The following is a 25,666-nucleotide window of genomic DNA, read 5'->3' as shown; positions in this document are numbered from 1 at the left end:
CACTGGAACTTGTGGATAAAATCACTGTCTGATAAAAGAGTGAATGCTATTCTCGTTGCTCAAACGCTTTGGCATGGTTGTTGCCTGATGGGGATAACCTGGGCCAGAAGAGACCAAATTGAGAGGAATGAATGACCAAAGAAATGCAAACTTTAGCTTTAGCCCCTGTTGGTAACCTGGAATCTTACATCCGGGCTGCGAACACCTGGCCGATGTTAACGGCCGAGGAAGAAAAGGAGCTTGCTGAAAAGCTGCATTACCAGGGCGATCTGGAAGCAGCTAAAACGCTGATCCTGTCTCACCTGCGCTTTGTTGTTCACGTTGCTCGTAATTATGCGGGCTACGGCCTGCCGCAGGCAGACTTGATTCAGGAAGGTAACATCGGTCTGATGAAGGCTGTACGTCGCTTCAACCCGGAAGTGGGTGTGCGACTGGTTTCCTTCGCCGTACACTGGATCAAAGCCGAAATTCATGAATACGTTCTGCGTAACTGGCGTATCGTGAAGGTCGCCACGACAAAAGCGCAGCGTAAACTGTTCTTCAACCTGCGTAAAACCAAGCAGCGTCTGGGCTGGTTCAATCAGGATGAAGTTGAAATGGTGGCGCGCGAGCTGGGCGTTTCCAGCAAAGACGTGCGTGAGATGGAATCCCGAATGGCCGCGCAGGACATGACCTTTGACATGTCTTCCGACGACGACGCATCTGACAGCCAGCCAATGGCGCCGGTCCTGTACTTGCAGGATAAAACCTCTAACTTTGCCGACGGCATCGAAGAGGACAACTGGGAAGACCAGGCCGCGAACAAGCTGACTCATGCGATGGAAGGCCTCGACGAGCGTAGCCAGGATATTATCCGTGCCCGCTGGCTGGACGAAGACAACAAGTCCACCCTCCAGGAACTGGCTGACCGCTACGGTGTCTCCGCTGAACGTGTTCGTCAGCTTGAGAAAAACGCCATGAAAAAACTTCGCGCCGCTATCGAAGCGTAATTTCTGCGAAGTACCGATAACCCTCGAATGAAAATTCGGGGGTTTTTGTTTTTTTAGCGCCCGATCTGGCGAATTTTCACCCTCTGGCAAACACTTACTGATGCGCTAAGCATGTGAATGTCTCAGGGGGACAGGGTGAAAAATAAAGAACTGAACGACCGGCGTTTGCAGGCGACGCCGCGCGGTATCGGCGTGATGTGTAACTTCTATGCCGACAAAGCCGAAAACGCTACGCTGTGGGATGTTGAAGGCAATGAGGTCATCGATTTTGCCGCCGGGATCGCCGTGCTGAACACCGGACATCGCCATCCAAAAGTTATCGCCGCCATCGAAAAACAACTCCACGCCTTTACCCATACCGCGTATCAAATCGTCCCGTACGAAGGCTACGTCGCGCTCGCTGAACGCATCAACGAACGCGTGCCGATTGATGGCCCGGCCAAAACGGCCTTCTTCTCAACGGGGGCCGAAGCGGTCGAAAACGCGGTAAAAATTGCCCGCTCCTATACCAAACGCCCCGGCCTTATCACCTTCGGCGGCGCGTTCCACGGCCGTACCTTTATGACCATGGCGCTCACCGGCAAAGTCGCGCCGTATAAAATCGGCTTCGGCCCGTTCCCTGGCTCGGTCTACCACGCGCAATACCCCAATACGCTGTACGGCGTGAGCTCTCAGGATGCGATTAAAAGCGTCGAGCGCATCTTCAAGGCCGATATCGCCCCGGATCAGGTGGCGGCCATCATTCTTGAACCTGTTCAGGGCGAGGGCGGTTTCAACGTCGCCCCCGCTGATTTTATGCAGGCGCTGCGCGCGCTGTGTGATACCCACGGCATTCTGCTGATTGCCGATGAAGTGCAGTCCGGCTTTGCCCGCACCGGGAAACTGTTCTCAATGGAGCACCACTGCGTGAAGCCCGATCTGATCACCATGGCGAAAAGCCTGGCGGGCGGAATGCCGCTGTCGGCGGTCTCGGGCCGGGCAGAGGTGATGGATGCGCCCGCGCCGGGCGGTCTGGGCGGGACTTACGCTGGTAACCCGCTGGCGATTGCCGCCGCCCACGCGGTGCTGGACGTGATTGAGGAAGAAGATCTCTGCACCCGCTCGGCGCATCTGGGTCATCATCTGGTCGAGGTGCTTAACAAAGCGAAAGCGGATTGCCCGTATATCGCTGATATTCGCTCGCAGGGCTCAATGGTGGCGGTAGAGTTTAACGATCCCGACACCGGGCAACCGTCGCCGGAATTTACCCGCCAGGTGCAGGAGCGCGCGTTGCAGGAAGGGCTGCTGCTGCTGAGCTGCGGCGTATACGGCAACGTGATCCGCTTCCTTTATCCGCTCACCATCCCCGAAGCGCAGTTCCGCCAGGCGCTGGATATTATTTCTGCCTCGCTGACTCGATAAAGCCCAACGCCCGGCCTGAACCGTGGCCGGGCTTATCATATATTCATTTCAAATTTGCTATTCCAAAATCATAAAAATGGGGTATGTTTTAGCAGAGTGTGCTGAAAAAGCGCGGGCGGCATACCTATAATTGAAATAAAGCGCTACACAACAACATCACAACAATCGTTATAACCATAACAATGGGGATTCTCAGGATGAACATGAAGGGTAAAGCGTTACTGGCAGGATGTATCGCGTTGGCATTTAGCTCCGTGGCGCAGGCAGATATCAAAGTCGCCGTCGTCGGCGCAATGTCCGGCCCGGTAGCCCAGTACGGCGACCAGGAATTTACGGGAGCAGAACAGGCGGTTGCAGACATTAATGCGAAGGGCGGTATTAAAGGCGAAAAGCTGCAAATCGTAAAATATGATGATGCCTGCGACCCGAAACAGGCGGTTGCGGTTGCGAACAAAGTGGTTAACGACGGCATTAAGTACGTTATCGGCCACCTGTGCTCCTCCTCTACTCAGCCTGCGTCTGACATCTACGAAGACGAAGGTATTCTGATGATCACCCCGGCGGCGACCGCACCGGAGCTGACCGCGCGTGGCTACAAGCTGATCCTCCGCACCACCGGTCTGGATTCCGATCAGGGCCCGACCGCTGCGAAATACATTGTCGACAAAGTGAAGCCGAAGCGCATCGCTATCGTGCATGACAAACAGCAGTACGGCGAGGGTCTGGCACGCTCCGTGCAGGACAACCTGAAAAAAGCGAAGGCTGACGTGGTCTTCTTCGACGGTATCACCGCCGGTGAGAAAGACTTCTCCACGCTGGTGGCGCGTCTGAAGAAAGAGAATATCGATTTCGTTTACTACGGCGGCTACCACCCGGAAATGGGTCAGATCCTGCGCCAGGCGCGTGCGGCTGGTCTGAAAACCCAGTTTATGGGACCAGAAGGCGTGGCGAACGTTTCCCTGTCTAACATCGCGGGCGAGTCTGCCGAAGGGCTGCTGGTGACCAAGCCGAAGAACTATGACCAGGTTCCGGCGAACAAACCGATCGTAGACGCCATCAAGGCGAAGAAACAGGATCCAAGCGGCGCGTTCGTCTGGACCACCTACGCGGCGCTGCAATCCTTGCAGGCGGGCCTGAACCAGTCGGCCGACCCGGCTGAAATCGCGAAATACCTGAAGGCGAACTCCGTGGAAACCGTGATGGGGCCGCTGTCATGGGACGAGAAGGGCGATCTGAAGGGCTTCGAGTTCGGCGTGTTTGACTGGCATGCTAACGGTACGGCGACTGACGCCAAATAATTCTGGTGCAGGTTGATGCCCTCACCCTAACCCTCTCCCACAGGGAGAGGGGATTGTCCGGTGTTCTCCCTCTCCCCGTGGGAGAGGGCCGGGGTGAGGGCATCAGGCCGCACAAATCAACCCTGGCGTTTTTCCCACCCGTTCGTCTGCGCCGTAAACCCTAACGCCTGCATAAACGCCGCCATCACGCCGCGATCTTCTACGCCCACGTCGGCCATCCACCAGGCGGTCACGCTCGGGTTTTCACGTATCACTTCTTCAATCAAATACTGCCCGACGCCGCGACGGCGGGTCACGTCACGCACGCGCAGCGAGTCCAGCGCGCCCTGCGTACCGCTCAGGGTGACGCGCACGGCGGCCAGCAGACGCTCGTTAAAGCGGGCGGCGTAAATGCGGTGATTCTCGTCGACGGCCAGCGACGAAGAGGAGTATTCCGGCCAGATCTTGCCCAGGTCGATATGATCCTGGTCGCTAAAGGTCACCAGACGGACGATTGTCAGTTTCATTAGCTACATGTCCAAATCAAAAAGAGTAGGGGCAGTGTACTCAATTTATTCCACCAGCGGCTTTCTCTTTTTAATCCATTTGCCAGGTGATTAGTTTTTTGACAGGGCGATGTGCAGTCTGAAAACACATGGATCGAAAAATAAGCAGGATTTTTACCTGAAAGGTAGTGATTTATTCGGCGCTTTGTACCGTTATTTTATGCTGCCAACTGCGCTTTTATTTGTTTATCTCTGCCAGAATTCAGAATATTATCTTTGCTTAATCGCCTGAAAAATAGAGATTTTAGTCTGGTTTTTGTAAAAAGACTGCGCTAAATCATTAAAGGCACTGGTAAAAATAGCGTTGTTCATTAAAAGTACAGAATGCTTTTTAACCATAATAAAACAAAATATAAACATCACGAATGGGGATTCAGAGATGAAACGGAACGCGAAAGCATTAATCGCGGGAATGGTTGCACTGGCGATTTCGCAGGCAGCTATGGCGGAAGATATTAAGGTTGCGGTTGTAGGCGCAATGTCCGGTCCGGTTGCCCAGTGGGGCGATATGGAGTTCAACGGCGCGCGTCAGGCAATCAAAGACATCAATGCCAAAGGCGGGATCAAAGGCGACAAGCTGGTGGGCGTGGAGTATGACGACGCCTGCGATCCTAAACAGGCCGTCGCGGTCGCCAACAAAATTGTTAACGATGGCATCCAGTACGTGATCGGCCATCTGTGCTCATCGTCCACCCAGCCCGCGTCGGATATCTACGAAGACGAAGGCATTCTGATGATCACCCCGGGCGCGACTAACCCGGAACTGACCCAGCGCGGCTATGAGCACATCATGCGTACCGCCGGGCTGGACTCCTCTCAGGGCCCTACCGCCGCGAAATTCATCCTCGACAACGTCAAGCCACAGCGCATTGCCATTATTCATGACAAGCAGCAGTACGGCGAAGGCCTGGCGCGCTCCGTGCAGGACGGCCTGAAAAAAGGCGGCGCGAACATCGTCTTCTTTGACGGCATTACCGCAGGCGAGAAAGACTTCTCCGCGCTGATCGCCCGTCTGCAAAAAGAGAATATCGACTTCGTCTACTACGGCGGCTACTACCCGGAAATGGGCCAGATGCTGCGTCAGGCGCGCGCCACCGGCCTGAAAACCCAGTTTATGGGGCCAGAGGGCGTGGGCAATGCCTCCCTGTCCAACATCGCGGGCGATGCGGCGGAAGGGATGCTGGTAACAATGCCAAAACGCTATGACCAGGATCCGGCGAACAAAGCTATCGTGGATGCGCTTAAGGCGCAGAAGAAAGATCCGAGCGGTCCGTACGTCTGGATCACCTACGCGGCGGTGCAGTCTCTGGCGACCGCGCTGGAGCGCACCGGCAGCAAAGAGCCGCTGGATATTGTGAAAGATTTAAAAGCACACGGGGCGAACACCGTGATTGGGCCGCTGAACTGGGATGAGAAAGGCGATCTGAAGGGATTTGAATTTGGTGTCTTTAAGTGGCACGCCGACGGTTCATCCTCGGTCGCCAAATAATTATCCCACCGCCCGGTGCGCCGGGCGGGTATAAAAAGGTTTGCATATGTCCGAGCAGTTTCTCTATTTCTTGCAGCAGATGTTTAACGGCGTCACGCTGGGAAGCACCTACGCGCTGATCGCCATCGGCTACACGATGGTTTACGGCATTATCGGCATGATCAACTTCGCCCACGGCGAGGTCTACATGATCGGCAGCTATGTCTCCTTTATGATTATCGCCGCGCTGATGATGATGGGCATCGACAGCAGCTGGCTGCTGGTCGCCGCCGGGTTTGTCGGTGCGATTGTGATTGCCAGCGCCTACGGCTGGAGCATCGAACGCGTCGCCTATCGGCCGGTGCGCAGCTCCAAGCGCCTGATCGCGCTCATCTCCGCCATCGGGATGTCTATTTTCCTGCAAAACTACGTCAGCCTGACCGAAGGGTCGCGCGACGTGGCGCTGCCAAGCCTGTTTAACGGCCAGTGGATTGTGGGGGCGAGCGAAAACTTCGCGGCCACCATCACCACCATGCAGCTGGTTATCTGGGTCGTGACCTTCATCGCGATGCTGGCGCTGACGCTGTTCATCCGTTACTCCCGCATGGGGCGCGCCTGCCGTGCCTGCGCGGAAGACCTCAAAATGGCGAGCCTGCTTGGGATTAACACCGACCGCGTGATTGCGCTGACCTTCGTGATCGGCGCCGCCATGGCTGCGGTCGCAGGTGTCCTGCTCGGTCAGTTCTACGGCGTAATCAACCCGTACATCGGCTTTATGGCCGGGATGAAGGCCTTCACCGCAGCGGTACTGGGCGGTATCGGCAGTATTCCGGGCGCGATGATTGGCGGGCTGATCCTCGGCGTGGCGGAAGCGCTCTCCTCGGCGTATCTCAGTACCGAATACAAAGACGTGGTGTCGTTCGCCCTGTTGATTCTGGTGCTGCTGGTCATGCCTACCGGTATTCTGGGCCGTCCGGAGGTAGAGAAAGTATGAAACCGATGCATTTTGCAATGGCGCTGCTCTCTGCCGCCATGTTCTTCATCCTCGCGGGCGTCTTTATGGGCGTCCAGTTAGGGCTCGATGGCACAAAGCTGGTGGTTAACACCGCGCCGGATATCCGCTGGCAGTGGGTCTTTATCGGCACAGCAGTGGTGTTCCTGTTCCAGCTGATCCGCCCTGTGTTCCAGAAGACGCTTAAAAACGTTTCCGGGCCGAAGTTCGTCTTACCGGCGATCGACGGCTCAACCGTGAAGCAGAAGCTGTTCCTCGTGGCGCTGCTGGTGGTTGCGGTAGCGTGGCCGTTTATGGTGTCGCGCGGCACGGTGGATATCGCCACCCTGACCATGATCTACGTGATTCTGGGCCTCGGCCTGAACGTGGTGGTCGGGCTGTCTGGCCTGCTGGTGCTGGGCTACGGCGGTTTTTACGCTATTGGTGCCTACACCTTCGCGCTGCTGAACCACTATTACGGCCTCGGCTTCTGGACCTGCCTGCCGCTGGCGGGGCTGGTCTCTGCCGCTGCGGGCTTCCTGCTCGGCTTCCCGGTGCTGCGCCTGCGCGGTGACTATCTGGCGATTGTGACCTTAGGCTTCGGCGAAATCGTGCGTATTCTGCTGTTGAACAACACCGAAGTGACCGGCGGCCCGAACGGCATCAGCCAGATCCCGAAACCGACCTTCTTCGGCCTGGAGTTCAGCCGCAGCGCCCGTGAGGGCGGCTGGGATACCTTCAGCAACTTCTTCGGCGTGAAGTACGACCCGTCCGACCGCGTGATCTGGCTCTATCTGGTGGCGCTGCTGCTGGTGGTGATTACCCTGTTTGTGATCAACCGACTGCTGCGGATGCCGCTGGGCCGCGCGTGGGAAGCGCTGCGTGAAGACGAAATCGCCTGCCGCTCCCTGGGCCTGAACCCGACCCGCATCAAGCTGACCGCGTTTACCATCAGCGCCGCGTTTGCCGGTTTCGCCGGGACGCTGTTCGCCGCGCGTCAGGGCTTTGTCAGCCCGGAATCCTTCACCTTTGCCGAATCCGCCTTTGTGCTGGCGATTGTGGTGCTGGGGGGGATGGGCTCGCAGTTTGCCGTTATCCTTGCCGCCATCCTGCTGGTGGTGTCGCGCGAGCTGATGCGTGACTTCAACGAGTACAGCATGCTGATGCTGGGCGGTTTGATGGTGCTGATGATGATCTGGCGTCCGCAGGGCTTGCTGCCGATGACCCGCCCACAGCTGAAGCTGAAACGCACCCAGGCAAAAGGAGAGCAGGCATGAGCCAGCCATTATTATCCGTTAACGGCCTGATGATGCGTTTTGGCGGCCTGCTGGCGGTCAACAACGTAAATCTGGATCTGCACAAGAAAGAGATTGTCTCCCTGATTGGCCCGAACGGCGCGGGGAAAACCACGGTCTTTAACTGCCTGACCGGCTTCTACAAGCCGACGGGCGGCACTATCATGCTACGCGACCAGCATCTTGAAGGCTTACCGGGCCAGCAGATTGCCCGCATGGGCGTGGTGCGTACCTTCCAGCACGTACGCCTGTTCCGCGAGATGACGGTGATTGAGAACCTGCTGGTGGCACAGCATCAGCAGCTCAAAACCGGGCTGTTCTCCGGCCTGCTGAAAACCCCGGCCTTCCGCCGCGCGCAGGATGAAGCGCTCGACCGCGCCGCCACCTGGCTGGACCGTATCGGCCTGCTCCAGCACGCCAACCGTCAGGCGAGCAACCTGGCCTACGGCGATCAGCGCCGTCTGGAGATCGTGCGCTGCATGGTCACCCAGCCGGAAATCCTGATGCTCGACGAACCCGCTGCCGGCCTAAACCCGAAAGAGACCAAAGAGCTGGACGAGCTGATTGCCGAGCTGCGCGATCATCACGACACCACCATTCTGCTGATTGAGCACGACATGAAGCTGGTGATGGGCATTTCTGACCGTATCTACGTGGTAAACCAGGGCACGCCGCTGGCAAACGGGACGCCGGAAGAGATCCGCAACAACCCGGACGTGATCCGCGCATACCTTGGTGAGGCATAAGATGGAAAAAGCGATGTTAACGTTCGACAAGGTGAATGCGCACTACGGCAAGATCCAGGCGCTGCACGACGTTAGTCTGCATATCAATCAGGGGGAGATCGTCACCCTGATCGGAGCCAACGGCGCGGGTAAAACCACGCTGCTCGGCACCCTGTGCGGCGATCCGCGCGCCACCAGCGGGCGGATTGTGTTTGATGATAAAGACATTACCGACTGGCAGACCGCCAAAATCATGCGCGAAGCGGTAGCGATTGTCCCGGAAGGGCGTCGCGTGTTTTCCCGCATGACGGTGGAAGAGAACCTGGCGATGGGCGGTTTTTTTGCTCACCGCGACCAGTATCAGACCCGCATCAAGTGGGTGTATGAACTCTTCCCGCGCCTGTGGGAGCGCCGCATCCAGCGTGCGGGCACCATGTCCGGCGGTGAACAGCAGATGCTGGCAATCGGCCGCGCGCTGATGAGCCAGCCGCGCCTGCTGCTGCTCGACGAGCCGTCGCTCGGGCTTGCGCCGATCATCATCCAGCAGATTTTCGACACCATCGAGCAGCTTCGCAAAGAGGGGATGACCATCTTCCTCGTGGAGCAAAACGCCAACCAGGCGCTGAAGCTCGCCGACCGTGGCTACGTGCTGGAAAACGGCCGCGTGGTGCTCTCGGATACCGGCGACGCGCTGCTGGCGAACGAAGCGGTGCGGAGCGCGTATTTGGGCGGTTAATCGCATTTCCCCCTCACCCTAACCCTCTCCCTCAAGGGAGAGGGAACCGATCGCCTTTCTCCCTCTCCCTGTGGGAGAGGGTCGGGGTGAGGGCACCAGACCGCACTCAACCACATAAACCCCTTCACATAACCATCATCCCTCTGACGCCTGGTTGTCACGATTCTGTAAATAAACAGTTATTTTTCTGTCATTCGAGCATGTCATGTTACCTCGCGAGCATAAAACGCGTGATATCGCGCATCCGGCACAATAAGAGAGATGACAATGACATCGTTACGACACACGGCTTTGGGTCTGGCACTGGGTCTGGCTTTTGCGACGAACGCAATGGCCGTGACGACCATTCCGTTCTGGCATTCCATGGAAGGGGAGTTGGGTAAAGAAGTTGACTCCCTGGCGCAGCGTTTCAACGACACCCACCCGGATTACAAAATTGTGCCGGTGTACAAAGGCAACTACGAGCAGAGCCTGAGCGCGGGCATCGCGGCGTTCCGTACCGGCAACGCCCCTGCGCTGTTACAGGTTTATGAAGTGGGTACCGCCACCATGATGGCCTCCAAAGCCATCAAGCCGGTCTATGAAGTCTTCAAGGACGCGGGCATCAGCTTCGACGAGTCTCAGTTCGTGCCGACCGTGTCCGGCTACTACACCGATTCCAAAACCGGGCATCTGCTGTCCCAGCCGTTCAACAGCTCCACCCCGGTGCTGTACTACAACAAAGACGCCTTTAAGAAAGCCGGGTTAGATCCGGAACAGCCGCCAAAAACCTGGCAGGATCTGGCCGCGTACACCGCGAAGCTGAAAGCCGCAGGCATGAAGTGCGGCTACGCCAGCGGCTGGCAGGGCTGGATCCAGATTGAAAACTTCAGCGCCTGGCACGGCCTGCCGGTTGCCACCAAAAACAACGGCTTCGACGGCACCGACGCGGTGCTGGAGTTCAACAAGCCGGAGCAGGTGAAGCACATCGCGCTGCTGCAAGAGCTGAACAAGAAGGGCGATTTCAGCTATTTCGGGCGTAAAGACGAATCCACCGAGAAGTTCTACAACGGCGACTGCGCCATCACCACCGCTTCTTCCGGCTCGCTGGCGGATATCCGTCACTACGCCAAATTCAACTACGGCGTGGGCATGATGCCCTACGACGCTGACGTGAAGGGCGCGCCGCAGAACGCCATCATCGGCGGGGCGAGCCTGTGGGTGATGCAGGGCAAAGACAGCGGCACCTATAAAGGCGTCGCCGAGTTCCTCGACTTCCTGGCGAAGCCGGAAAACGCCGCCGAGTGGCATCAGAAAACGGGCTATCTGCCGATTACCAAAGCCGCGTATGACCTGACTCGCGAGCAGGGCTTCTACGACAAGAACCCGGGGGCGGATATCGCGACGCGCCAGATGCTGAACAAGCCGCCGTTGCCGTTCACCAAAGGCTTGCGTCTGGGCAACATGCCGCAGATCCGTACCATCGTGGACGAAGAGCTGGAAAGCGTGTGGACCGGTAAAAAAACGCCACAGCAGGCGCTGGATTCAGCGGTAGAGCGCGGGAACCAGCTGCTGCGCCGCTTTGAGCAGTCGACGAAATCGTAAACGGGTTGTGCGGCCTGATGCCCTCACCCCAGCCCTCTCCCACGGGGAGAGGGTGAAAACCGAAACCGCCACCCGGCACTGTTCAGGAACCAAATCTCAATGTCATCATCCCGTCCGGTGTTCCGTTCCCGCTGGCTGCCGTACCTCCTGGTCGCGCCGCAGCTGGTGATCACCGTTATCTTCTTTATCTGGCCTGCGGGCGAAGCGCTGTGGTATTCGGTACAAAGCGTCGATCCGTTCGGGCTCTCCAGCCAGTTTGTTGGCCTCGCGAACTTCGCCGCCCTCTGGCACGACAGCTACTACATCGACGCCTTCTGGACGACGATCAAATTCAGCACCCTCGTCACCGTGAGCGGGCTTGTCGCCTCGCTGTTCTTCGCCGCGCTGGTGGATTACGTGGTGCGCGGCAGCCGGATTTATCAGACCCTGATGCTGCTGCCCTACGCCGTGGCGCCCGCCGTCGCCGCCGTGCTGTGGATCTTCCTGTTTAACCCCGGTCGGGGCCTGATTACCCATTTTCTGGCGGAATTCGGCTACGACTGGAACCACGCCCAGAACAGCGGTCAGGCGATGTTCCTGGTGGTGTTCGCCTCGGTGTGGAAGCAGATCAGCTATAACTTCCTGTTCTTCTTTGCCGCGCTGCAATCCATTCCGCGCTCGCTGGTGGAAGCCGCCGCAATTGACGGCGCAGGCCCGGTGCGCCGCTTCTTCAGGCTGGCGCTGCCGCTGATCGCCCCGGTGAGTTTCTTCCTGCTGGTGGTCAATCTGGTGTACGCCTTTTTCGACACCTTCCCGGTGATCGACGCCGCCACCGCTGGCGGGCCGGTACAGGCCACCACCACGCTGATTTATAAAATCTACCGCGAAGGCTTTGCGGGGCTCGATCTCTCAGCCTCAGCCGCCCAGTCGGTGGTGCTGATGTTCCTCGTCATCATCCTCACGGTGGTGCAGTTCCGCTATGTTGAAAGTAAGGTGCGCTACCAATGATTGAGAACCGTCGCGGGCTGACGATTTTCAGCCATACCATGCTGATTCTCGGGATTATCGTCATCCTGTTCCCGCTATATGTGGCCTTTGTCGCCGCCACGCTCGACACCAAAGCGGTGTTCGACACGCCGATGACGCTCATCCCCGGCACGCACCTTTTTGAGAACATGAAAACCATCTGGACGCAGGGCGTGGGCGCTAACAGCGCGCCGTTCTGGCTGATGATGCTCAACAGCTTCATCATGGCGTTCGGCATTACGGTGGGCAAAATCACGGTGTCGATGCTCTCGGCCTTCGCCATCGTCTGGTTCCGCTTTCCGCTGCGTAACCTCTTCTTCTGGATGATTTTCATCACCCTGATGCTGCCGGTCGAAGTGCGTATCTTCCCGACGGTGGAGGTGATCGCTAACCTCGGGATGCTCGACAGCTACGCGGGGTTAACCCTGCCGCTGATGGCCTCGGCCACCGCCACCTTCCTGTTCCGCCAGTTCTTTATGACCCTGCCGGACGAGCTGATTGAGGCCGCGCGCATTGACGGCGCGTCGCCGATGCGCTTTTTCCGCGACATCGTGCTGCCGCTGTCGAAAACCAACCTCGCGGCGCTGTTTGTGATCACCTTTATCTACGGCTGGAACCAGTACCTGTGGCCGCTGCTGATTATTCAGGACGTCAACCTCGGCACCGCCGTGGCGGGCATCAAAGGCATGATCGCCACCGGCGAAGGCACCACCCTCTGGAACCAGGTGATGGCGGCGATGCTGCTCACCCTTATCCCACCCGTAGTCATTGTTTTAGCCATGCAGCGTGCGTTTGTCCGCGGCCTGGTCGATAGCGAGAAATAAGATGGCAGGTTTAAAACTTCAGGCAGTTACCAAAAGCTGGGACGGTAAAACCCAGGTCATTCAGCCGCTCACCCTCGACGTGGCGGACGGCGAGTTTATCGTGATGGTCGGCCCGTCCGGCTGCGGCAAATCTACCCTGCTGCGCATGGTGGCGGGGCTGGAGCGCGTTACGTCCGGGGATATCTGGATCGACCGCCAGCGCGTCACCGAGATGGAGCCGAAGGACAGGGGCATCGCGATGGTGTTCCAGAACTACGCGCTTTATCCGCACATGAGCGTGGAAGAGAACATGGCCTGGGGGCTGAAAATTCGCGGGATGGGCAAGGGCCATATCGAGGAGCGTGTGAAAGAGGCGGCGCGCATTCTGGAGCTGGACGGACTGCTGAAGCGCCGCCCGCGCGAGCTCTCCGGCGGGCAGCGTCAGCGCGTGGCGATGGGCCGCGCCATCGTGCGCGATCCGGCGGTGTTCCTGTTCGACGAGCCGCTCTCGAACCTCGACGCTAAGCTGCGCGTGCAGATGCGCCTGGAGCTTCAGCATCTGCACCGTCGTCTGAAAACTACGTCGCTTTACGTCACCCACGATCAGGTCGAAGCCATGACCCTCGCCCAGCGGGTGATGGTGATGAATAAAGGCATCGCCGAGCAGATTGGCACCCCGGTGGAGGTGTACGAAAAACCGGCCACCCGCTTTGTGGCGAGCTTTATCGGCAGCCCGGCGATGAACCTGCTGGAAGGGCGCATCAGCAGTGCGGGGACGCACTTTGAGCTGGAAAGCGGGATGGCGTTGCCGATCAACTGGTACTATCGCGGCTACGCCGGGCGTAAAATGACGCTCGGCATCCGCCCGGAGCATATTGCGCTCAGTACCCAGGCGGAAGGTGGCGTGCCGCTGGTGATGGACACGCTGGAGATGCTCGGTGCAGACAACCTGGCGCACGGACGCTGGGGCGAGCAGAAGCTGGTGGTGCGGCTTGCGCATCAGGAGCGCCCGAAAGCGGGCAGCACGCTGTGGCTGCATCTGCCGGAAAATCACCTGCACTTTTTTGACGGTGAAACAGGACAACGCATATGAGTAACTGGCCCTATCCCCACGTCGTCGCCCACCGCGGCGGCGGCAAGCTGGCACCGGAGAACACCCTGGCAGCCATCGACGTGGGCGCGCGTTTTGGTCACACGATGATCGAGTTTGACGCCAAGCTGTCGAAAGACGGCGAAATCTTCCTGCTGCACGACGATAACCTCGAGCGCACCAGCAACGGCTGGGGCGTGGCGGGCGAACTGCCGTGGCACGACCTGCTGAGGGTGGATGCCGGAAGCTGGTTTAGCCGCGAGTTTACGGGCGAACATTTACCGCTGCTTGCAGAGGTCGCGGACCGCTGTCGTCAGCACGGCATGATGGCGAATATCGAAATCAAACCCACCACCGGCACCGGGCCGCTGACGGGGAAGGTGATTGCGCTGGCCGCGCGCGAGCTGTGGCAGGGGATGACACCGCCGCTGCTCTCGTCGTTTGAGATTGACGCGCTGGAAGCCGCACAGAAGGCGGTACCCGAGCTGCCGCGCGGGCTGCTGCTGGATGAATGGCGGGAAGACTGGCGCGAACTCACGACCCGCTTAGGCTGCGTGTCGATTCACCTTAATCACAAGCTGCTGGACGAGGCGCGGGTGAAGGTGTTGAAAGAGGCGGGGCTGCACATTCTGGTGTACACCGTCAACAAACCCCAGCGCGCCGCCGAGCTGCTGCGCTGGGGTGCCGACAGTATCTGTACCGATGCGATTGACCGCATCGGCCCGGACTTTAGTTCTGCGGATTATTAAGCATTCCACCGCTCGGCTGGGCCGGCAGCATATGCTGCTGGCCGCTGCTGAGCGTATTGCCCCCGCCTAACATCCCGCCGTTTTTGTTTTGCAGCGGCTGCTCACGCACCTGACCCTGCTGAATACGCTGGGTATTGGTGTTCATCTGGTTTTGCAGATTTTGCTGCTGCATCTGGGTCTGGGTGCGTAACTGCTGGTTGAGCATCCCTTTCTGCTGCTGTTGCTGGCTCATCATCTCGTTTTGCATACGCTGCTGGCTCGGAATGACGTAGCCCTGCTGGTTAGGGTTGTTCAGGGTGTTGAGTGGCTGTGCGAGCGCGGCGAACGGAAGCAGCGCGGTCAGAATCAATAAGCGTTTCATTGTCATCTCCTCCTTTTGAGGCCTTCCTTAAGTTTACCCTGATTTCACCATGACGATGATTTTTTAGGAGTTGTGAACCAGGCTTAAGCGGGGAATATGGGCCCCTTCACCTGGAGAACAATAATGATGAAACCAACGTTTTTGCGCTGGGTAGCGATCGCTGCGCTGATGGCCGGCGGCACGTTTAGCGTGGCGGCCAACCCGCCAGCGGCTCCGCCAGTGTCCTACGGCGTGGAGGAGGATGTTTTCCATCCCGTGCGGGCGACGCACGGCATGGTGGCCTCGGTGGATGCGCTGGCCACGCAGGTGGGTGTCGATATTCTCAAACAGGGCGGTAACGCGGTGGATGCGGCGGTGGCGGTGGGCTACGCGCTGGCGGTGACGCACCCGCAGGCGGGTAACCTGGGCGGCGGCGGCTTTATGATGCTGCGCACCAAAGAGGGCAAAACCACGGCGATCGACTTCCGCGAAATGGCGCCGAATCAGGCGTCGCGGGATATGTTCCTCGACGATCAGGGCAACCCTGACAGCAAAAAATCCCTGACCTCGCATCTGGCGTCCGGCACGCCGGGCACCGTCGCGGGCTTCTCGCTGGCGCTCGAAAAATACGGCACCCTGCCGCTCAATAAAGTGGTGCAGCCTGCCATCAAGCTGGCGCGGGACGGCTTCGTGGTGAACGACGCGCTGGCGGACGATCTCAACACCTACGGCAGCGAAGTGATCCCGAATCACGAGAACAGCAAGGCGATCTTCTGGAAAGAGGGGGAGCCGCTGAAGAAGGGCGACAGGCTGGTGCAGAAGAACCTCGCCAAAAGCCTGGAGCTGATTGCTGAAAACGGCCCGGATGCATTCTATAAAGGCGCCATTGCCGACCAGATTGCCGACGAGATGAAAAAGAACGGCGGGCTGATTACCAAAGCGGATCTGGCGGAATACAAAGCGGTGGAGCGCGAGCCGATTAGCGGCACCTACCGGGGCTATGAGGTCTTCTCCATGCCGCCGCCGTCCTCCGGCGGCATTCATATCGTGCAGATCCTCAACATTCTGGAAAACTTCGATATGCACAAGTTCGGCTTCGGCAGCGCGGACGCCATGCAGGTGATGGCGGAAGCGGAAAAACGCGCCTACGCCGACCGCTCGGAATACCTCGGCGACCCGGACTTCGTGAAGGTGCCGTGGCAGGCGCTGACCAACAAAGCCTATGCCAAATCCATCGCCGACGAGATTGATATCAACAAGGCTAAGCCGTCGAGCGAGATCCGCCCCGGCAAGCTGGCCCCGTACGAGAGCAACCAGACCACCCACTTCTCGGTGGTGGATAAAGAGGGTAACGCGGTGGCGGTGACCTACACGCTCAACACCACCTTCGGCACCGGAATTGTGGCGGGCAACAGCGGCATTCTGCTCAATAACGAAATGGACGACTTCTCCGCCAAGCCGGGCGTGCCGAACGTCTACGGCTTAGTGGGTGGCGACGCCAACGCCGTCGGGCCGAAAAAACGTCCGCTGTCCTCCATGTCGCCGACCATCGTGGTGAAAGACGGGAAAACCTGGCTGGTGACGGGCAGCCCGGGCGGTAGCCGCATCATTACTACCGTGCTGCAAATGGTGGTCAACAGCATCGACTTCGGCATGAACGTGGCGGAAGCGACCAACGCCCCGCGCTTCCACCACCAGTGGCTGCCGGACGAGCTGCGCGTGGAGAAGGGCTTTAGCCCGGACACGATTAAACTGCTGGAGCAGCGCGGTCAGAAGGTGGCGGTGAAAGAGGCGATGGGCAGCACCCAGAGCATTATGGTCGGGCCGGACGGTGCGCTGTTCGGCGCGTCGGATCCGCGTTCGGTGGATGATTTAACGGCGGGGTATTGAACAGTTGCCGGGTGGCGCTGCGCTTACCCGGCCTACGTTTTTATTCCCTCTCCCTGTGGGAGAGGGTTAGGGTGAGGGCAACAAACTACTTCATCCGCGCCATATAATACGCATCAACATACTCGCCGTTGCGCAGGGCGAACTTCTTGCCGGTCCCTTCGATTTCAAAACCAAACTTGCGGTACAGCGCCAGCGCCGACGGGTTATCGCTAAACACCGTCAGCTCAATACGTTCGATGCGCAGCCAGTTATCGCACAGGTTGATCATCTCACGCATCAGCGCGCTGCCCACGCCACGGCCCTGAGCATGGGCGGCAACGCTGATGCCAAAGCTCGCCACGTGGCTGCGTCGCGGACTGGCTTCGATCTGGAGCGCCAGGTCGCCGACGATCGTGTCGTCAATGCAGGCCACCAGACGTCGTTGCCCCGGTTTAGGCAGCAGGCGTTCCTGCCAGTACTGGAGGGAAGGATGAGGTAGCTGTAGCGTGTCGTGATACACCCCTGGATGCGTATAATTCTGGCGGAAAGCCTCGGCATCGGTCAGTTCAGCGTGGCGTATCACTATCTCACTCATTCCTTAATCCTCAGTTAGTTAACGGTCACTTCCAACATCAGCGAGTTTGAAAGCGGAGTCAATCGCTAATTTTTGCAAAAAGTATTGGACAAGTGCGAATGAGAATGATTATTATTGCTCTGCATTCAGGACGACCCCTACGGGAACCTGAAAGCACGACATTGCTCACATTGCTTCCAGTATTACTTTAGCCAGCTTCTAGCTGGCTTTTTTTTGCGCGTTTTCCGCTACTTCGCTTTCCTGCTCTCGGTGGCTTTCGGCGCAGCACCCGCTTCCGATACGCTCTCTTTCACCAGGCCCACCACGTTGGTTTTTTCCACGACGGCAGGCAGCACTTCGGCATTGCCGCTGAAGGCACCGCCTTTTTTCACCGCCAGCGTGCGATAGGCGATGGTGCCGGATACCTGACCATGCTCGCAGATTTCAATGGTGTCGCTGCTGCACTGTCCGGTGACGCTGCCGTCGATAATCAGCTCGCGGCTGATGATGTTCCCCTCGACGCGGCCGCCGCGCATGATTTTGATCATGCTCTCTTTCGACTCGATATTGCCGATAAGCTCGCCGTGAACGTAAACGTGGCCGCCCGATACGATATTGCCCTCAAAACGCACGTCGCTGGCGATCACCGTGGTGCCGTGTTTTTCGGCGGCGGTTGGCTCTTTTTCGCTCACGGCGGCGGGCGGGGTAACGTCTGGCGTCTGCACGTCAGCCACTTTGCTTTTCTTAAACATAACAATAACCTGCCTGAATAAAGGGGGGAGAATAAAGGCCACTAAAGACAAGGCCGCGAAAGACCACGCGAATCGCGTTTCTTCGAAACACCAGAAGATCAGCGCAATCAGCCAGAAGAGGAGCGCACTGCTTAAAGCGAGATGTTTTCTTTCCATAGAAACCCGGCGCGACTCCTTCGCGGTACACAGAATTGAGCGCACCTTATCCGGTTTTTTCACCGCAGGGTCAAGGCAACGCCGCGATTTTCAGATTTGATAAAGCACTATTGTTAATATTCTCACGAGGTTGCGCTAAGGTGGAAGGAGTGACCATAACAAGGATTGAGCCATGACATTACATTGCGCATTTATTGGATTTGGTAAAAGCACGACCCGGTATCACCTTCCGTATGTCCTCAACCGTAAAGACAGCTGGCACGTCGCCCATATTTATCGCCGCAGCGCGAAGCCAGAAGAGCAATCCCCCCCGTATTCCCACATTCATTTCACCAGCGATCTGGATGAGGTGCTGAACGACCCGCAGGTGAAGCTAGTAGTGGTATGTACCCACGCCGACAGCCATTTCGACTACGCGAAACGGGCGCTGGAAGCGGGCAAAAACGTGCTGGTGGAAAAACCCTTCACCCCAACCATTGCCGAAGCGAAAACGCTGTTTGAACTGGCAAAAAGCAAAGGGCTGACCGTCACGCCGTATCAGAACCGTCGCTTTGACAGCTGTTTCCTGACGGCGAAAAAGGCGATTGAGAGCGGCAAGCTCGGTGAGATTGTGGAAATCGAAAGCCACTTTGACTACTACCGCCCGGTGGCGGAAACCAGGCCGGGCCTGCCGCAGGACGGCTCCTTCTATGGCCTGGGCGTCCACACGATGGACCAGATTATCTCCCTGTTTGGTCGCCCGGATCACGTGGCGTATGACATCCGCAGCCTGCGCAACAAGGCCAATCCGGACGATACCTTTGAAGCCCAGCTGTTCTACGGCGACCTCAAAGCTATCGTCAAAACCAGCCATCTGGTGAAAATCGACTACCCGAAATTTATCGTTCACGGCACCAAAGGCTCGTTTGTGAAGTACGGCATCGATCAGCAGGAGACCAGCCTGAAGGCCAATATCATGCCGGGCGAACCGGGCTTTGCGGCGGATGATTCCGTGGGCGTGCTGGAGTACGTCAACGACGCGGGCGTGACGGTGAAAGAGGAGCTGAAGCCGGAAACCGGCGACTATGGACGCGTCTACGATGCGCTGTTTGACACCCTCACTCACGGCACACCGAATTACGTCAAGGAATCTGACGTTCTCACTAACCTTGAAATCCTCGAACGGGCCTTCGAGCAGGCTTCTCCTGCCACGGTAACCCTCGCGAAATAAGCAAAATCGGCTCCTCTGCGCTTGTTCATAATTTTTGAACAGAGGAGTCAATTTTCACCCTCTATGATCCCAGACCGTTTGCGTCCACACTTACTCCATCGAAACGAACTGAGGGTGAAAACAATGATCTACTTACGCAAAGCAAACGAACGTGGTCACGCGAATCATGGCTGGCTGGACTCATGGCATTCATTCTCGTTTGCCGACTACTACGACCCGAACTTCATGGGCTTCTCCGCACTTCGCGTGATTAACGACGACGTGATTGATGCAGGCCAGGGCTTCGGTACTCACCCGCACAAAGACATGGAAATCCTGACCTACGTGCTGGAAGGGGCGGTTGAGCACCAGGACAGCATGGGCAACAAAGAGCAGGTGCCGGCGGGCGAGTTCCAGATTATGAGCGCGGGTACCGGGGTGCGTCACTCGGAGTACAACCCGAGCAAAACGGAAAAACTGCACCTGTATCAAATCTGGATCATCCCAGAAGAAACCGGCATCACGCCGCGCTACGAGCAGCGCCGCTTCGACGCCAAACAGGGCAAACAGCTGGTGCTGTCCCCGGATGCGCGTGAAGGTTCCCTGAAAGTGCATCAGGATATGGAGCTGTACCGCTGGGCGCTGGCAAAAGACGAACAGTCTGTGCATCAGATTGCCGCGAACCGCCGCGTGTGGATCCAGGTCGTGAAGGGCGAAGTGTCCATTAACGGCACCAAAGCCACCACCGCCGATGGTCTGGCCGTGTGGGACGAGCAGGCGCTCTCCGTTCACGCCGACAGCGAAAGCGAAATTCTGCTGTTCGACCTGCCGCCGGTGTAATAAATCATAAATAAATGCCCATCCTTCCCTTTGACAGGGGAAGGATGGGCTTTGTCCGTGATAAACTGAGCAAATCTCTCACTTCAAGATTTCTCAGGACGATGAAAAAGAAACGCCCCGTACTTCAGGATGTCGCCGATCGCGTCGGTGTGACCAAAATGACGGTCAGCCGGTTTTTACGTAACCCGGAACAGGTTTCCGTGGCGTTGCGTGGCAAGATTGCCGCGGCCCTTGATGAACTGGGTTATATCCCCAACCGCGCACCCGATATTCTCTCCAATGCGACCAGCCGTGCGGTGGGCGTCCTGCTCCCTTCCTTAACCAACCAGGTTTTCGCCGAAGTGCTTCGCGGCATTGAAAGCGTCACCGACGCGTTCGGTTATCAGACCATGCTCGCGCACTACGGGTACAAGCCGGAACTGGAAGAGGAACGTCTTGAATCGATGCTTTCCTGGAACATCGACGGGCTGATCTTAACGGAACGTACCCACACACCCCGCACGCTCAAAATGATTGAAGTGGCCGGCATCCCGGTGGTGGAACTGATGGACAGCCAGTCCCCGTGCCTCGATATCGCCGTGGGCTTCGATAACTTCGAGGCAGCGCGTCAGATGACGGCGGCCATCATCGCGCGCGGTCATCGTCACGTCGCCTATCTGGGGGCGCGTCTTGATGAACGTACTATCATCAAACAGAAGGGATACGAGCAGGCGATGCTCGACGCCGGTTTAACCCCGTACAGCGTGATGGTGGAGCAATCCTCTTCCTATACGTCGGGTATTGAGCTGATGCGTCAGGCGCGTCGTGAGTATCCGCAACTGGACGGTATTTTCTGTACCAATGACGACCTTGCGGTAGGGGCGGCGTTTGAGTGTCAGCGTCTGGGGCTGAAGATCCCGGATGATATGGCGATTGCCGGTTTCCACGGCCACGACATCGGCCAGGTGATGGAGCCGCGTCTGGCGAGCGTCCTGACCCCGCGCGAGCGCATGGGCCGTATTGGCGCAGAACGCCTGCTGGCGCGCATTCGTGGCGAAGTGGTTACCCCTAAAATGTTAGATTTAGGTTTCACCTTGTCACCAGGTGGATCTATTTAATCCGACAAATTTGAAGTAGCTCACACTTATTCACTTCTCGCACGTTTGGATATTGCTTCTCTTTTGCCCCGGCAGGACAATGTTACCGATAACTGTTACCCGTAACAATTGACTGAGGGACACCCTTTGAGCACGACTAATCACGATCACCACGTTTACGTTTTGATGGGCGTTTCCGGTAGCGGTAAGTCAGCCGTGGCCAGCGAAGTGGCGCATCTTATTCATGCGGCGTTTCTTGATGGCGACTTCCTCCATCCGCGCAGCAACATCATGAAAATGGCGTCCGGCGAGCCGCTGAACGACGACGACCGCAAACCGTGGTTGCAGGCGCTGAATGACGCCGCGTTCGCGATGCAGCGTACCAATAAAGTGTCGCTGATCGTCTGCTCCGCGCTGAAAAAAACCTACCGCGACCTGCTGCGTGACGGCAATCCGAACCTCTCTTTCATCTATCTGAAAGGCGATTTCGACGTCATTGAAAGCCGTCTGAAGGCGCGTAAAGGCCACTTCTTCAAAACCCAGATGCTGGTAACGCAGTTTGAAGCGTTGCAGGAGCCGGGTGCGGATGAAGACGATGTATTAGTGGTTGATATCGATCAGTCACTGGAAGGTGTTGTCGCCAGCACCATCGAGGTTATTAACAAAAGGCAGTAAGTTTTGAGTACATTAACGCTTGTTTTAACGGCAGTTGGCTCCGTATTGCTGCTGCTGTTTTTGGTGATGAAAGCGCGTATGCACGCTTTCGTTGCTTTGATGGTGGTGTCTATTGGTGCAGGTCTTTTTTCCGGCATGCCGCTCGACAAGATCGCAGCGACAATGGAAAAGGGGATGGGCGGCACGCTGGGTTTCCTGGCGATTGTCGTGGCGCTTGGCGCGATGTTTGGCAAGATTTTGCATGAAACGGGGGCCGTCGATCAGATTGCCGTCAAGATGCTGAAATCCTTCGGCCACAGCCGTGCGCACTATGCGATTGGTCTGGCAGGGCTGATTTGCGCGCTGCCGCTGTTCTTTGAAGTGGCCGTGGTGCTGCTGATTAGCGTTGCGTTTTCGATGGCGCGCCACACCGGCACTAACCTCGTGAAGCTGGTCATTCCGCTGTTTGCGGGCGTGGCGGCGGCCGCAGCCTTCCTGCTGCCGGGACCTGCGCCGATGCTGCTGGCCTCCCAGATGCACGCGGATTTCGGCTGGATGATCCTGATTGGCCTGTGCGCGGCGATCCCGGGGATGATTATCGCCGGCCCGCTGTGGGGCAACTTCATCAGCCGTTACGTTGAGCTGCACATTCCTGACGATATCTCCGAGCCGCACCTGGGCGAAGGCAAAATGCCTTCCTTCGGCTTCAGCCTGTCGCTGATCCTGCTGCCGCTGGTGCTGGTGGGTCTGAAAACCATCGCCGCGCGCTTCGTGCCGGTCGGGTCTTCTGCCTATGAATGGTTTGAGTTTATCGGCCACCCGTTCACCGCGATTCTGGTGGCGTGTCTGGTGGCGATTTACGGCCTGGCGATGCGTCAGGGGATGCCGAAAGACCGCGTGATGGAGATCTGCGGCGCGGCGCTGCAACCGGCGGGTATCATTCTGCTGGTGATCGGTGCGGGCGGCGTGTTCAAGCAGGTGCTGGTCGATTCCGGCGTGGGCCCGGCTCTGGGCGAAGCGCTGACCGGGATGGGCCTGCCGATTGCGCTGACCTGCTTCGTGCTGGCGGCGGCGGTGCGTATTATCCAGGGCTCTGCAACCGTAGCGTGCTTAACGGCGGTGGGTCTGGTGATGCCGGTGATTGAACAGCTGAACTACTCCGGTGCGCAGATGGCTGCACTTTCTATTTGTATCGCGGGTGGTTCGATTGTGGTCTCACACGTGAACGACGCTGGCTTCTGGCTGTTCGGTAAATTTACCGGCGCCACCGAAGCGCAGACCCTGAAAACCTGGACGCTGATGGAAACCATCCTCGGTACGACGGGTGCGATTGTCGGGATGATTGCGTTTACGCTGTTGAGCTGATTTGGGTTTTGTCGGGTGGCAGGCAGAGGAGTTTGTGCGGCCTGATGCCCTCACCCCGGCCCTCTCCCACGGGGAGAGGGTGCAAACATTAAAAAAGGCAACTTACGTTGCCTTTTTGCGTTTACCTATCCTTTCATCCACGCCCGGATCCCGTCCAGGAACATCTGGGTTGCCATCATTACCAGAATCAGCCCCATCAGACGCTCCAGCGCGTTCACCCCTTTCTCACCCAGCAGGCGCAGGAACAGCGACGATTGCAGCAGGATGATGAACGTCCCGCCCCAGGCGATCAGCAGGGCTATCACCAGATGGCTCATCTGATTCGGATACTGATGCGACAGCAGCATCAACGTCGCCAGAATCGTCGGCCCGGCGACCAGCGGGATCGCCAGCGGCACGATAAACGGCTCCTCACCCGCAGGCAGGCCGCTGCTGCTGCCCTCGGCGCTCGGGAAAATCATCTTGATAGCGATCAGGAACAGGATAATCCCGCCGGAGATCGAGACCGTTTCCGCGCGCAGGTTAAGGAAGGCGAGGATCTTCTCGCCCGCGAACAGAAAGATAAACATCACCAGCAGGGCGATGAGCAGTTCGCGGATCATAATGGCCCGGCGGCGCTTCGGTTCGGTGTGCTTCAGTACCGACATAAAAATCGGCAAATTCCCGAGGGGATCCATAATCAGGATCAACAAAACCGCGGCGGAAATGATTTCACTCATCGTTACTTATCCCTGATACTTATTTTGAACATGATGATGATTAGCTGCTTTTCTGATTGCCGCGCGATCATCGATTAATTTCGCTTGCGACTTTGGCAGCATTTTGTAAGGTGAAGCATATCCCAGTTCAATACTGGCTTGCACAATCAGCACACACCTCTCCAGGAAAAAAATGCTATGAAAAACGTTGGTTTTATCGGCTGGCGCGGAATGGTCGGCTCTGTTCTCATGCAACGCATGGTTGAAGAGCGCGATTTTGACGCCATCCGCCCGGTCTTCTTCTCCACTTCCCAGCTCGGTCAGGCGGCGCCTGCATTTGGCGGCGCGACCGGCACGTTGCAGGACGCATACGATCTGGAAGCGCTGAAGGCACTCGACATTATTGTGACGTGTCAGGGCGGCGATTATACCAACGAAATCTATCCAAAGCTGCGTGAAAGCGGCTGGCAGGGCTACTGGATTGACGCCGCGTCTTCGCTGCGCATGAAAGACGATGCCATCATTATTCTTGACCCGGTTAACCAGGATGTCATCACCGACGGCCTGAACAACGGGGTGAAAACCTTCGTCGGCGGTAACTGCACCGTCAGCCTGATGCTGATGTCCCTGGGCGGCCTGTTCGCGCAGGATCTGGTGGAGTGGGTCTCTGTTGCCACCTATCAGGCGGCGTCCGGCGGCGGCGCGCGCCACATGCGTGAGCTGCTGACCCAGATGGGCCAGCTGCACCAGAGCGTGGCGACCGAGCTGGCAAACCCGGCGTCCGCTATTCTCGATATCGAGCGTAAAGTCACGCAGCTGACCCGCAGCGGCGAGCTGCCGGTAGATAACTTCGGCGTGCCGCTGGCCGGTGGCCTGATCCCGTGGATCGACAAACAGCTGGATAACGGCCAGACCCGCGAAGAGTGGAAAGGCCAGGCCGAGACCAACAAAATCCTCGCGACTGCGAGCACCATTCCGGTTGACGGCCTCTGCGTGCGCATCGGCGCGCTGCGCTGCCACAGCCAGGCCTTCACCATTAAACTGAAAAAAGATGTTTCTATCCCGACCGTCGAAGAGCTGCTGGCCGCGCACAACCCGTGGGCGAAAGTGGTGCCAAACGATCGCGATATCACCATGCGTGAACTGACCCCGGCGGCCGTAACCGGCACGCTGACCACGCCGGTAGGCCGCCTGCGCAAGCTCAACATGGGGCCGGAGTACCTCTCCGCGTTCACCGTGGGCGACCAGCTCCTGTGGGGCGCAGCAGAGCCGCTACGCCGTATGCTCCGCCAGCTGGCGTAATAATCTGTTAACTACCGGGGGTGATTTTCACCCCCTTTTTTTGCGTACTACATGGAGTAAAACGCGGATGTCTTATTTTTTATCAGGAGTGATGTAGAGCGTTGGCTATGCTTTAAGGAAGATTTATTTCTTACCTGAGGTAGGACGGAGCAGAGAGGAGCACCGTTCAGGT

26 protein-coding genes are annotated in these 25,666 nt (G+C 57.8%); 20 read left to right on the top strand and 6 right to left on the bottom strand.

Annotation, left to right across the window (positions count from 1 at the left end; translation table 11 throughout):
• Window positions 1-131: 131 nt before the first annotated feature.
• The 3 genes from rpoH to livJ all read left to right on the top strand — a co-directional run bounded on the left by rpoH (window position 132) and on the right by livJ (window position 3,688).
• Entirely contained in the window at window positions 132-989 is an 858-nt protein-coding gene (rpoH, locus tag ACSVHP_RS14010; protein ID WP_028017959.1) for an RNA polymerase sigma factor RpoH, read from the top strand.
• Window positions 990-1,124: 135 nt separating this feature from the next.
• Window positions 1,125-2,390, top strand: coding sequence for a 4-aminobutyrate--2-oxoglutarate transaminase (locus ACSVHP_RS14005; RefSeq protein ID WP_447552201.1), 1,266 nt, complete (start codon window positions 1,125-1,127; stop codon window positions 2,388-2,390).
• Between the two features lie 197 nt (window positions 2,391-2,587).
• A complete protein-coding gene (gene livJ / locus ACSVHP_RS14000) occupies window positions 2,588-3,688 on the top strand; it encodes a branched chain amino acid ABC transporter substrate-binding protein LivJ (RefSeq protein ID WP_234675733.1) in 1,101 nt (366 codons plus the stop codon).
• Window positions 3,689-3,804: 116 nt separating this feature from the next.
• On the opposite strand, the gene panM is transcribed toward livJ, so the two are convergent.
• Window positions 3,805-4,194, bottom strand: coding sequence for an aspartate 1-decarboxylase autocleavage activator PanM (gene panM, locus ACSVHP_RS13995; RefSeq protein ID WP_447552200.1), 390 nt, complete (start codon window positions 4,192-4,194; stop codon window positions 3,805-3,807).
• A gap of 418 nt (window positions 4,195-4,612) precedes the next feature.
• On the opposite strand from panM, the gene livK reads away from it, so the two are divergent.
• The 10 genes from livK (at window position 4,613) to ugpQ (ending at window position 14,679) form a co-directional block, all read left to right on the top strand.
• Window positions 4,613-5,722: a high-affinity branched-chain amino acid ABC transporter substrate-binding protein LivK gene (gene livK / locus ACSVHP_RS13990; RefSeq protein ID WP_417313869.1), complete on the top strand. Its 1,110-nt coding sequence runs from the start codon at window positions 4,613-4,615 to the stop codon at window positions 5,720-5,722.
• Between the two features lie 46 nt (window positions 5,723-5,768).
• The gene (livH, locus tag ACSVHP_RS13985) at window positions 5,769-6,695 is read left to right on the top strand and encodes a high-affinity branched-chain amino acid ABC transporter permease LivH (RefSeq protein ID WP_047646901.1); all 927 of its coding nucleotides are present in this window, start codon (window positions 5,769-5,771) and stop codon (window positions 6,693-6,695) included.
• Window positions 6,692-7,969, top strand: a complete 1,278-nt coding sequence (locus ACSVHP_RS13980) for a high-affinity branched-chain amino acid ABC transporter permease LivM (protein ID WP_447552199.1) — start codon at window positions 6,692-6,694, stop codon at window positions 7,967-7,969. The genes livH and ACSVHP_RS13980 overlap by 4 nt, the downstream gene beginning before the upstream one ends.
• The gene (gene livG / locus ACSVHP_RS13975) at window positions 7,966-8,733 is read left to right on the top strand and encodes a high-affinity branched-chain amino acid ABC transporter ATP-binding protein LivG (protein ID WP_008500101.1); all 768 of its coding nucleotides are present in this window, start codon (window positions 7,966-7,968) and stop codon (window positions 8,731-8,733) included. Before ACSVHP_RS13980 ends, livG begins: the two co-directional genes overlap by 4 nt.
• 1 nt (window position 8,734) lies before the next feature.
• On the top strand, window positions 8,735-9,448 hold the full coding sequence (livF, locus tag ACSVHP_RS13970) for a high-affinity branched-chain amino acid ABC transporter ATP-binding protein LivF (protein ID WP_234675728.1): 714 nt from the start codon (window positions 8,735-8,737) through the stop codon (window positions 9,446-9,448).
• Window positions 9,449-9,715: 267 nt separating this feature from the next.
• Window positions 9,716-11,032 carry a sn-glycerol-3-phosphate ABC transporter substrate-binding protein UgpB gene (gene ugpB / locus ACSVHP_RS13965; protein ID WP_447552198.1) on the top strand — a complete coding sequence of 439 codons (1,317 nt, stop codon included), beginning with the start codon at window positions 9,716-9,718 and terminating at the stop codon, window positions 11,030-11,032.
• A gap of 99 nt (window positions 11,033-11,131) precedes the next feature.
• Window positions 11,132-12,019 (top strand): sn-glycerol-3-phosphate ABC transporter permease UgpA, encoded by an 888-nt coding sequence (ugpA, locus tag ACSVHP_RS13960; protein WP_234675726.1) that lies wholly within the window; start codon window positions 11,132-11,134, stop codon window positions 12,017-12,019.
• Window positions 12,016-12,861, top strand: coding sequence for a sn-glycerol-3-phosphate ABC transporter permease UgpE (gene ugpE, locus ACSVHP_RS13955; RefSeq protein WP_234675725.1), 846 nt, complete (start codon window positions 12,016-12,018; stop codon window positions 12,859-12,861). The genes ugpA and ugpE overlap by 4 nt, the downstream gene beginning before the upstream one ends.
• 1 nt (window position 12,862) lies before the next feature.
• Window positions 12,863-13,933: a sn-glycerol-3-phosphate import ATP-binding protein UgpC gene (locus ACSVHP_RS13950; RefSeq protein ID WP_447552197.1), complete on the top strand. Its 1,071-nt coding sequence runs from the start codon at window positions 12,863-12,865 to the stop codon at window positions 13,931-13,933.
• Window positions 13,930-14,679 carry a glycerophosphodiester phosphodiesterase gene (ugpQ, locus tag ACSVHP_RS13945; RefSeq protein WP_447552196.1) on the top strand — a complete coding sequence of 250 codons (750 nt, stop codon included), beginning with the start codon at window positions 13,930-13,932 and terminating at the stop codon, window positions 14,677-14,679. The genes ACSVHP_RS13950 and ugpQ overlap by 4 nt, the downstream gene beginning before the upstream one ends.
• Here ugpQ and ACSVHP_RS13940 read toward each other — a convergent pair.
• The gene (locus tag ACSVHP_RS13940) at window positions 14,660-15,040 is read right to left on the bottom strand and encodes a DUF2756 family protein (RefSeq protein ID WP_447552195.1); all 381 of its coding nucleotides are present in this window, start codon (window positions 15,038-15,040) and stop codon (window positions 14,660-14,662) included. The genes ugpQ and ACSVHP_RS13940 overlap by 20 nt on opposite strands.
• 123 nt (window positions 15,041-15,163) lie before the next feature.
• On the opposite strand from ACSVHP_RS13940, the gene ggt reads away from it, so the two are divergent.
• On the top strand, window positions 15,164-16,909 hold the full coding sequence (gene ggt / locus ACSVHP_RS13935) for a gamma-glutamyltransferase (protein WP_234675721.1): 1,746 nt from the start codon (window positions 15,164-15,166) through the stop codon (window positions 16,907-16,909).
• A gap of 85 nt (window positions 16,910-16,994) precedes the next feature.
• Here the strand turns inward: ggt and yhhY are convergent, their stop codons facing one another.
• Both yhhY and ACSVHP_RS13925 read right to left on the bottom strand, forming a co-directional pair.
• Entirely contained in the window at window positions 16,995-17,483 is a 489-nt protein-coding gene (gene yhhY / locus ACSVHP_RS13930; protein ID WP_447552194.1) for an N-acetyltransferase, read from the bottom strand.
• 227 nt (window positions 17,484-17,710) lie between these two features.
• The gene (locus ACSVHP_RS13925) at window positions 17,711-18,370 is read right to left on the bottom strand and encodes a bactofilin family protein (RefSeq protein WP_447552193.1); all 660 of its coding nucleotides are present in this window, start codon (window positions 18,368-18,370) and stop codon (window positions 17,711-17,713) included.
• A 172-nt stretch (window positions 18,371-18,542) separates the two neighbouring features.
• On the opposite strand from ACSVHP_RS13925, the gene ACSVHP_RS13920 reads away from it, so the two are divergent.
• The 5 genes from ACSVHP_RS13920 to gntU all read left to right on the top strand — a co-directional run bounded on the left by ACSVHP_RS13920 (window position 18,543) and on the right by gntU (window position 23,494).
• Window positions 18,543-19,580 carry an oxidoreductase gene (locus ACSVHP_RS13920; protein WP_417313878.1) on the top strand — a complete coding sequence of 346 codons (1,038 nt, stop codon included), beginning with the start codon at window positions 18,543-18,545 and terminating at the stop codon, window positions 19,578-19,580.
• Window positions 19,581-19,703: 123 nt separating this feature from the next.
• Entirely contained in the window at window positions 19,704-20,399 is a 696-nt protein-coding gene (locus ACSVHP_RS13915; RefSeq protein ID WP_003861565.1) for a pirin family protein, read from the top strand.
• A gap of 101 nt (window positions 20,400-20,500) precedes the next feature.
• A complete protein-coding gene (gene gntR, locus ACSVHP_RS13910) occupies window positions 20,501-21,496 on the top strand; it encodes a gluconate operon transcriptional repressor GntR (RefSeq protein ID WP_234675717.1) in 996 nt (331 codons plus the stop codon).
• A 126-nt stretch (window positions 21,497-21,622) separates the two neighbouring features.
• Window positions 21,623-22,150 (top strand): gluconokinase, encoded by a 528-nt coding sequence (gene gntK, locus ACSVHP_RS13905; RefSeq protein WP_234675716.1) that lies wholly within the window; start codon window positions 21,623-21,625, stop codon window positions 22,148-22,150.
• Between the two features lie 3 nt (window positions 22,151-22,153).
• Window positions 22,154-23,494 (top strand): gluconate transporter, encoded by a 1,341-nt coding sequence (gntU, locus tag ACSVHP_RS13900; protein ID WP_417313879.1) that lies wholly within the window; start codon window positions 22,154-22,156, stop codon window positions 23,492-23,494.
• A 125-nt stretch (window positions 23,495-23,619) separates the two neighbouring features.
• Here gntU and yhgN read toward each other — a convergent pair whose 3' ends face one another.
• Window positions 23,620-24,213 carry an NAAT family transporter YhgN gene (gene yhgN / locus ACSVHP_RS13895; RefSeq protein WP_003861574.1) on the bottom strand — a complete coding sequence of 198 codons (594 nt, stop codon included), beginning with the start codon at window positions 24,211-24,213 and terminating at the stop codon, window positions 23,620-23,622.
• 6 nt (window positions 24,214-24,219) lie between these two features.
• Complete coding sequence (locus tag ACSVHP_RS13890; RefSeq protein WP_234675714.1) at window positions 24,220-24,366, bottom strand: hypothetical protein; 147 nt, start codon at window positions 24,364-24,366, stop codon at window positions 24,220-24,222.
• Window positions 24,367-24,390: 24 nt separating this feature from the next.
• On the opposite strand from ACSVHP_RS13890, the gene asd reads away from it, so the two are divergent.
• Window positions 24,391-25,494: an aspartate-semialdehyde dehydrogenase gene (gene asd, locus ACSVHP_RS13885; protein ID WP_417314375.1), complete on the top strand. Its 1,104-nt coding sequence runs from the start codon at window positions 24,391-24,393 to the stop codon at window positions 25,492-25,494.
• Window positions 25,495-25,666 lie beyond the last annotated feature (172 nt).

This window comes from Enterobacter sp. 186315 (assembly GCF_053290175.1).
The sequence above is the reverse complement of the archived record's forward strand: the minus strand, read 5'-3'. Positions and strand labels throughout refer to the sequence as shown.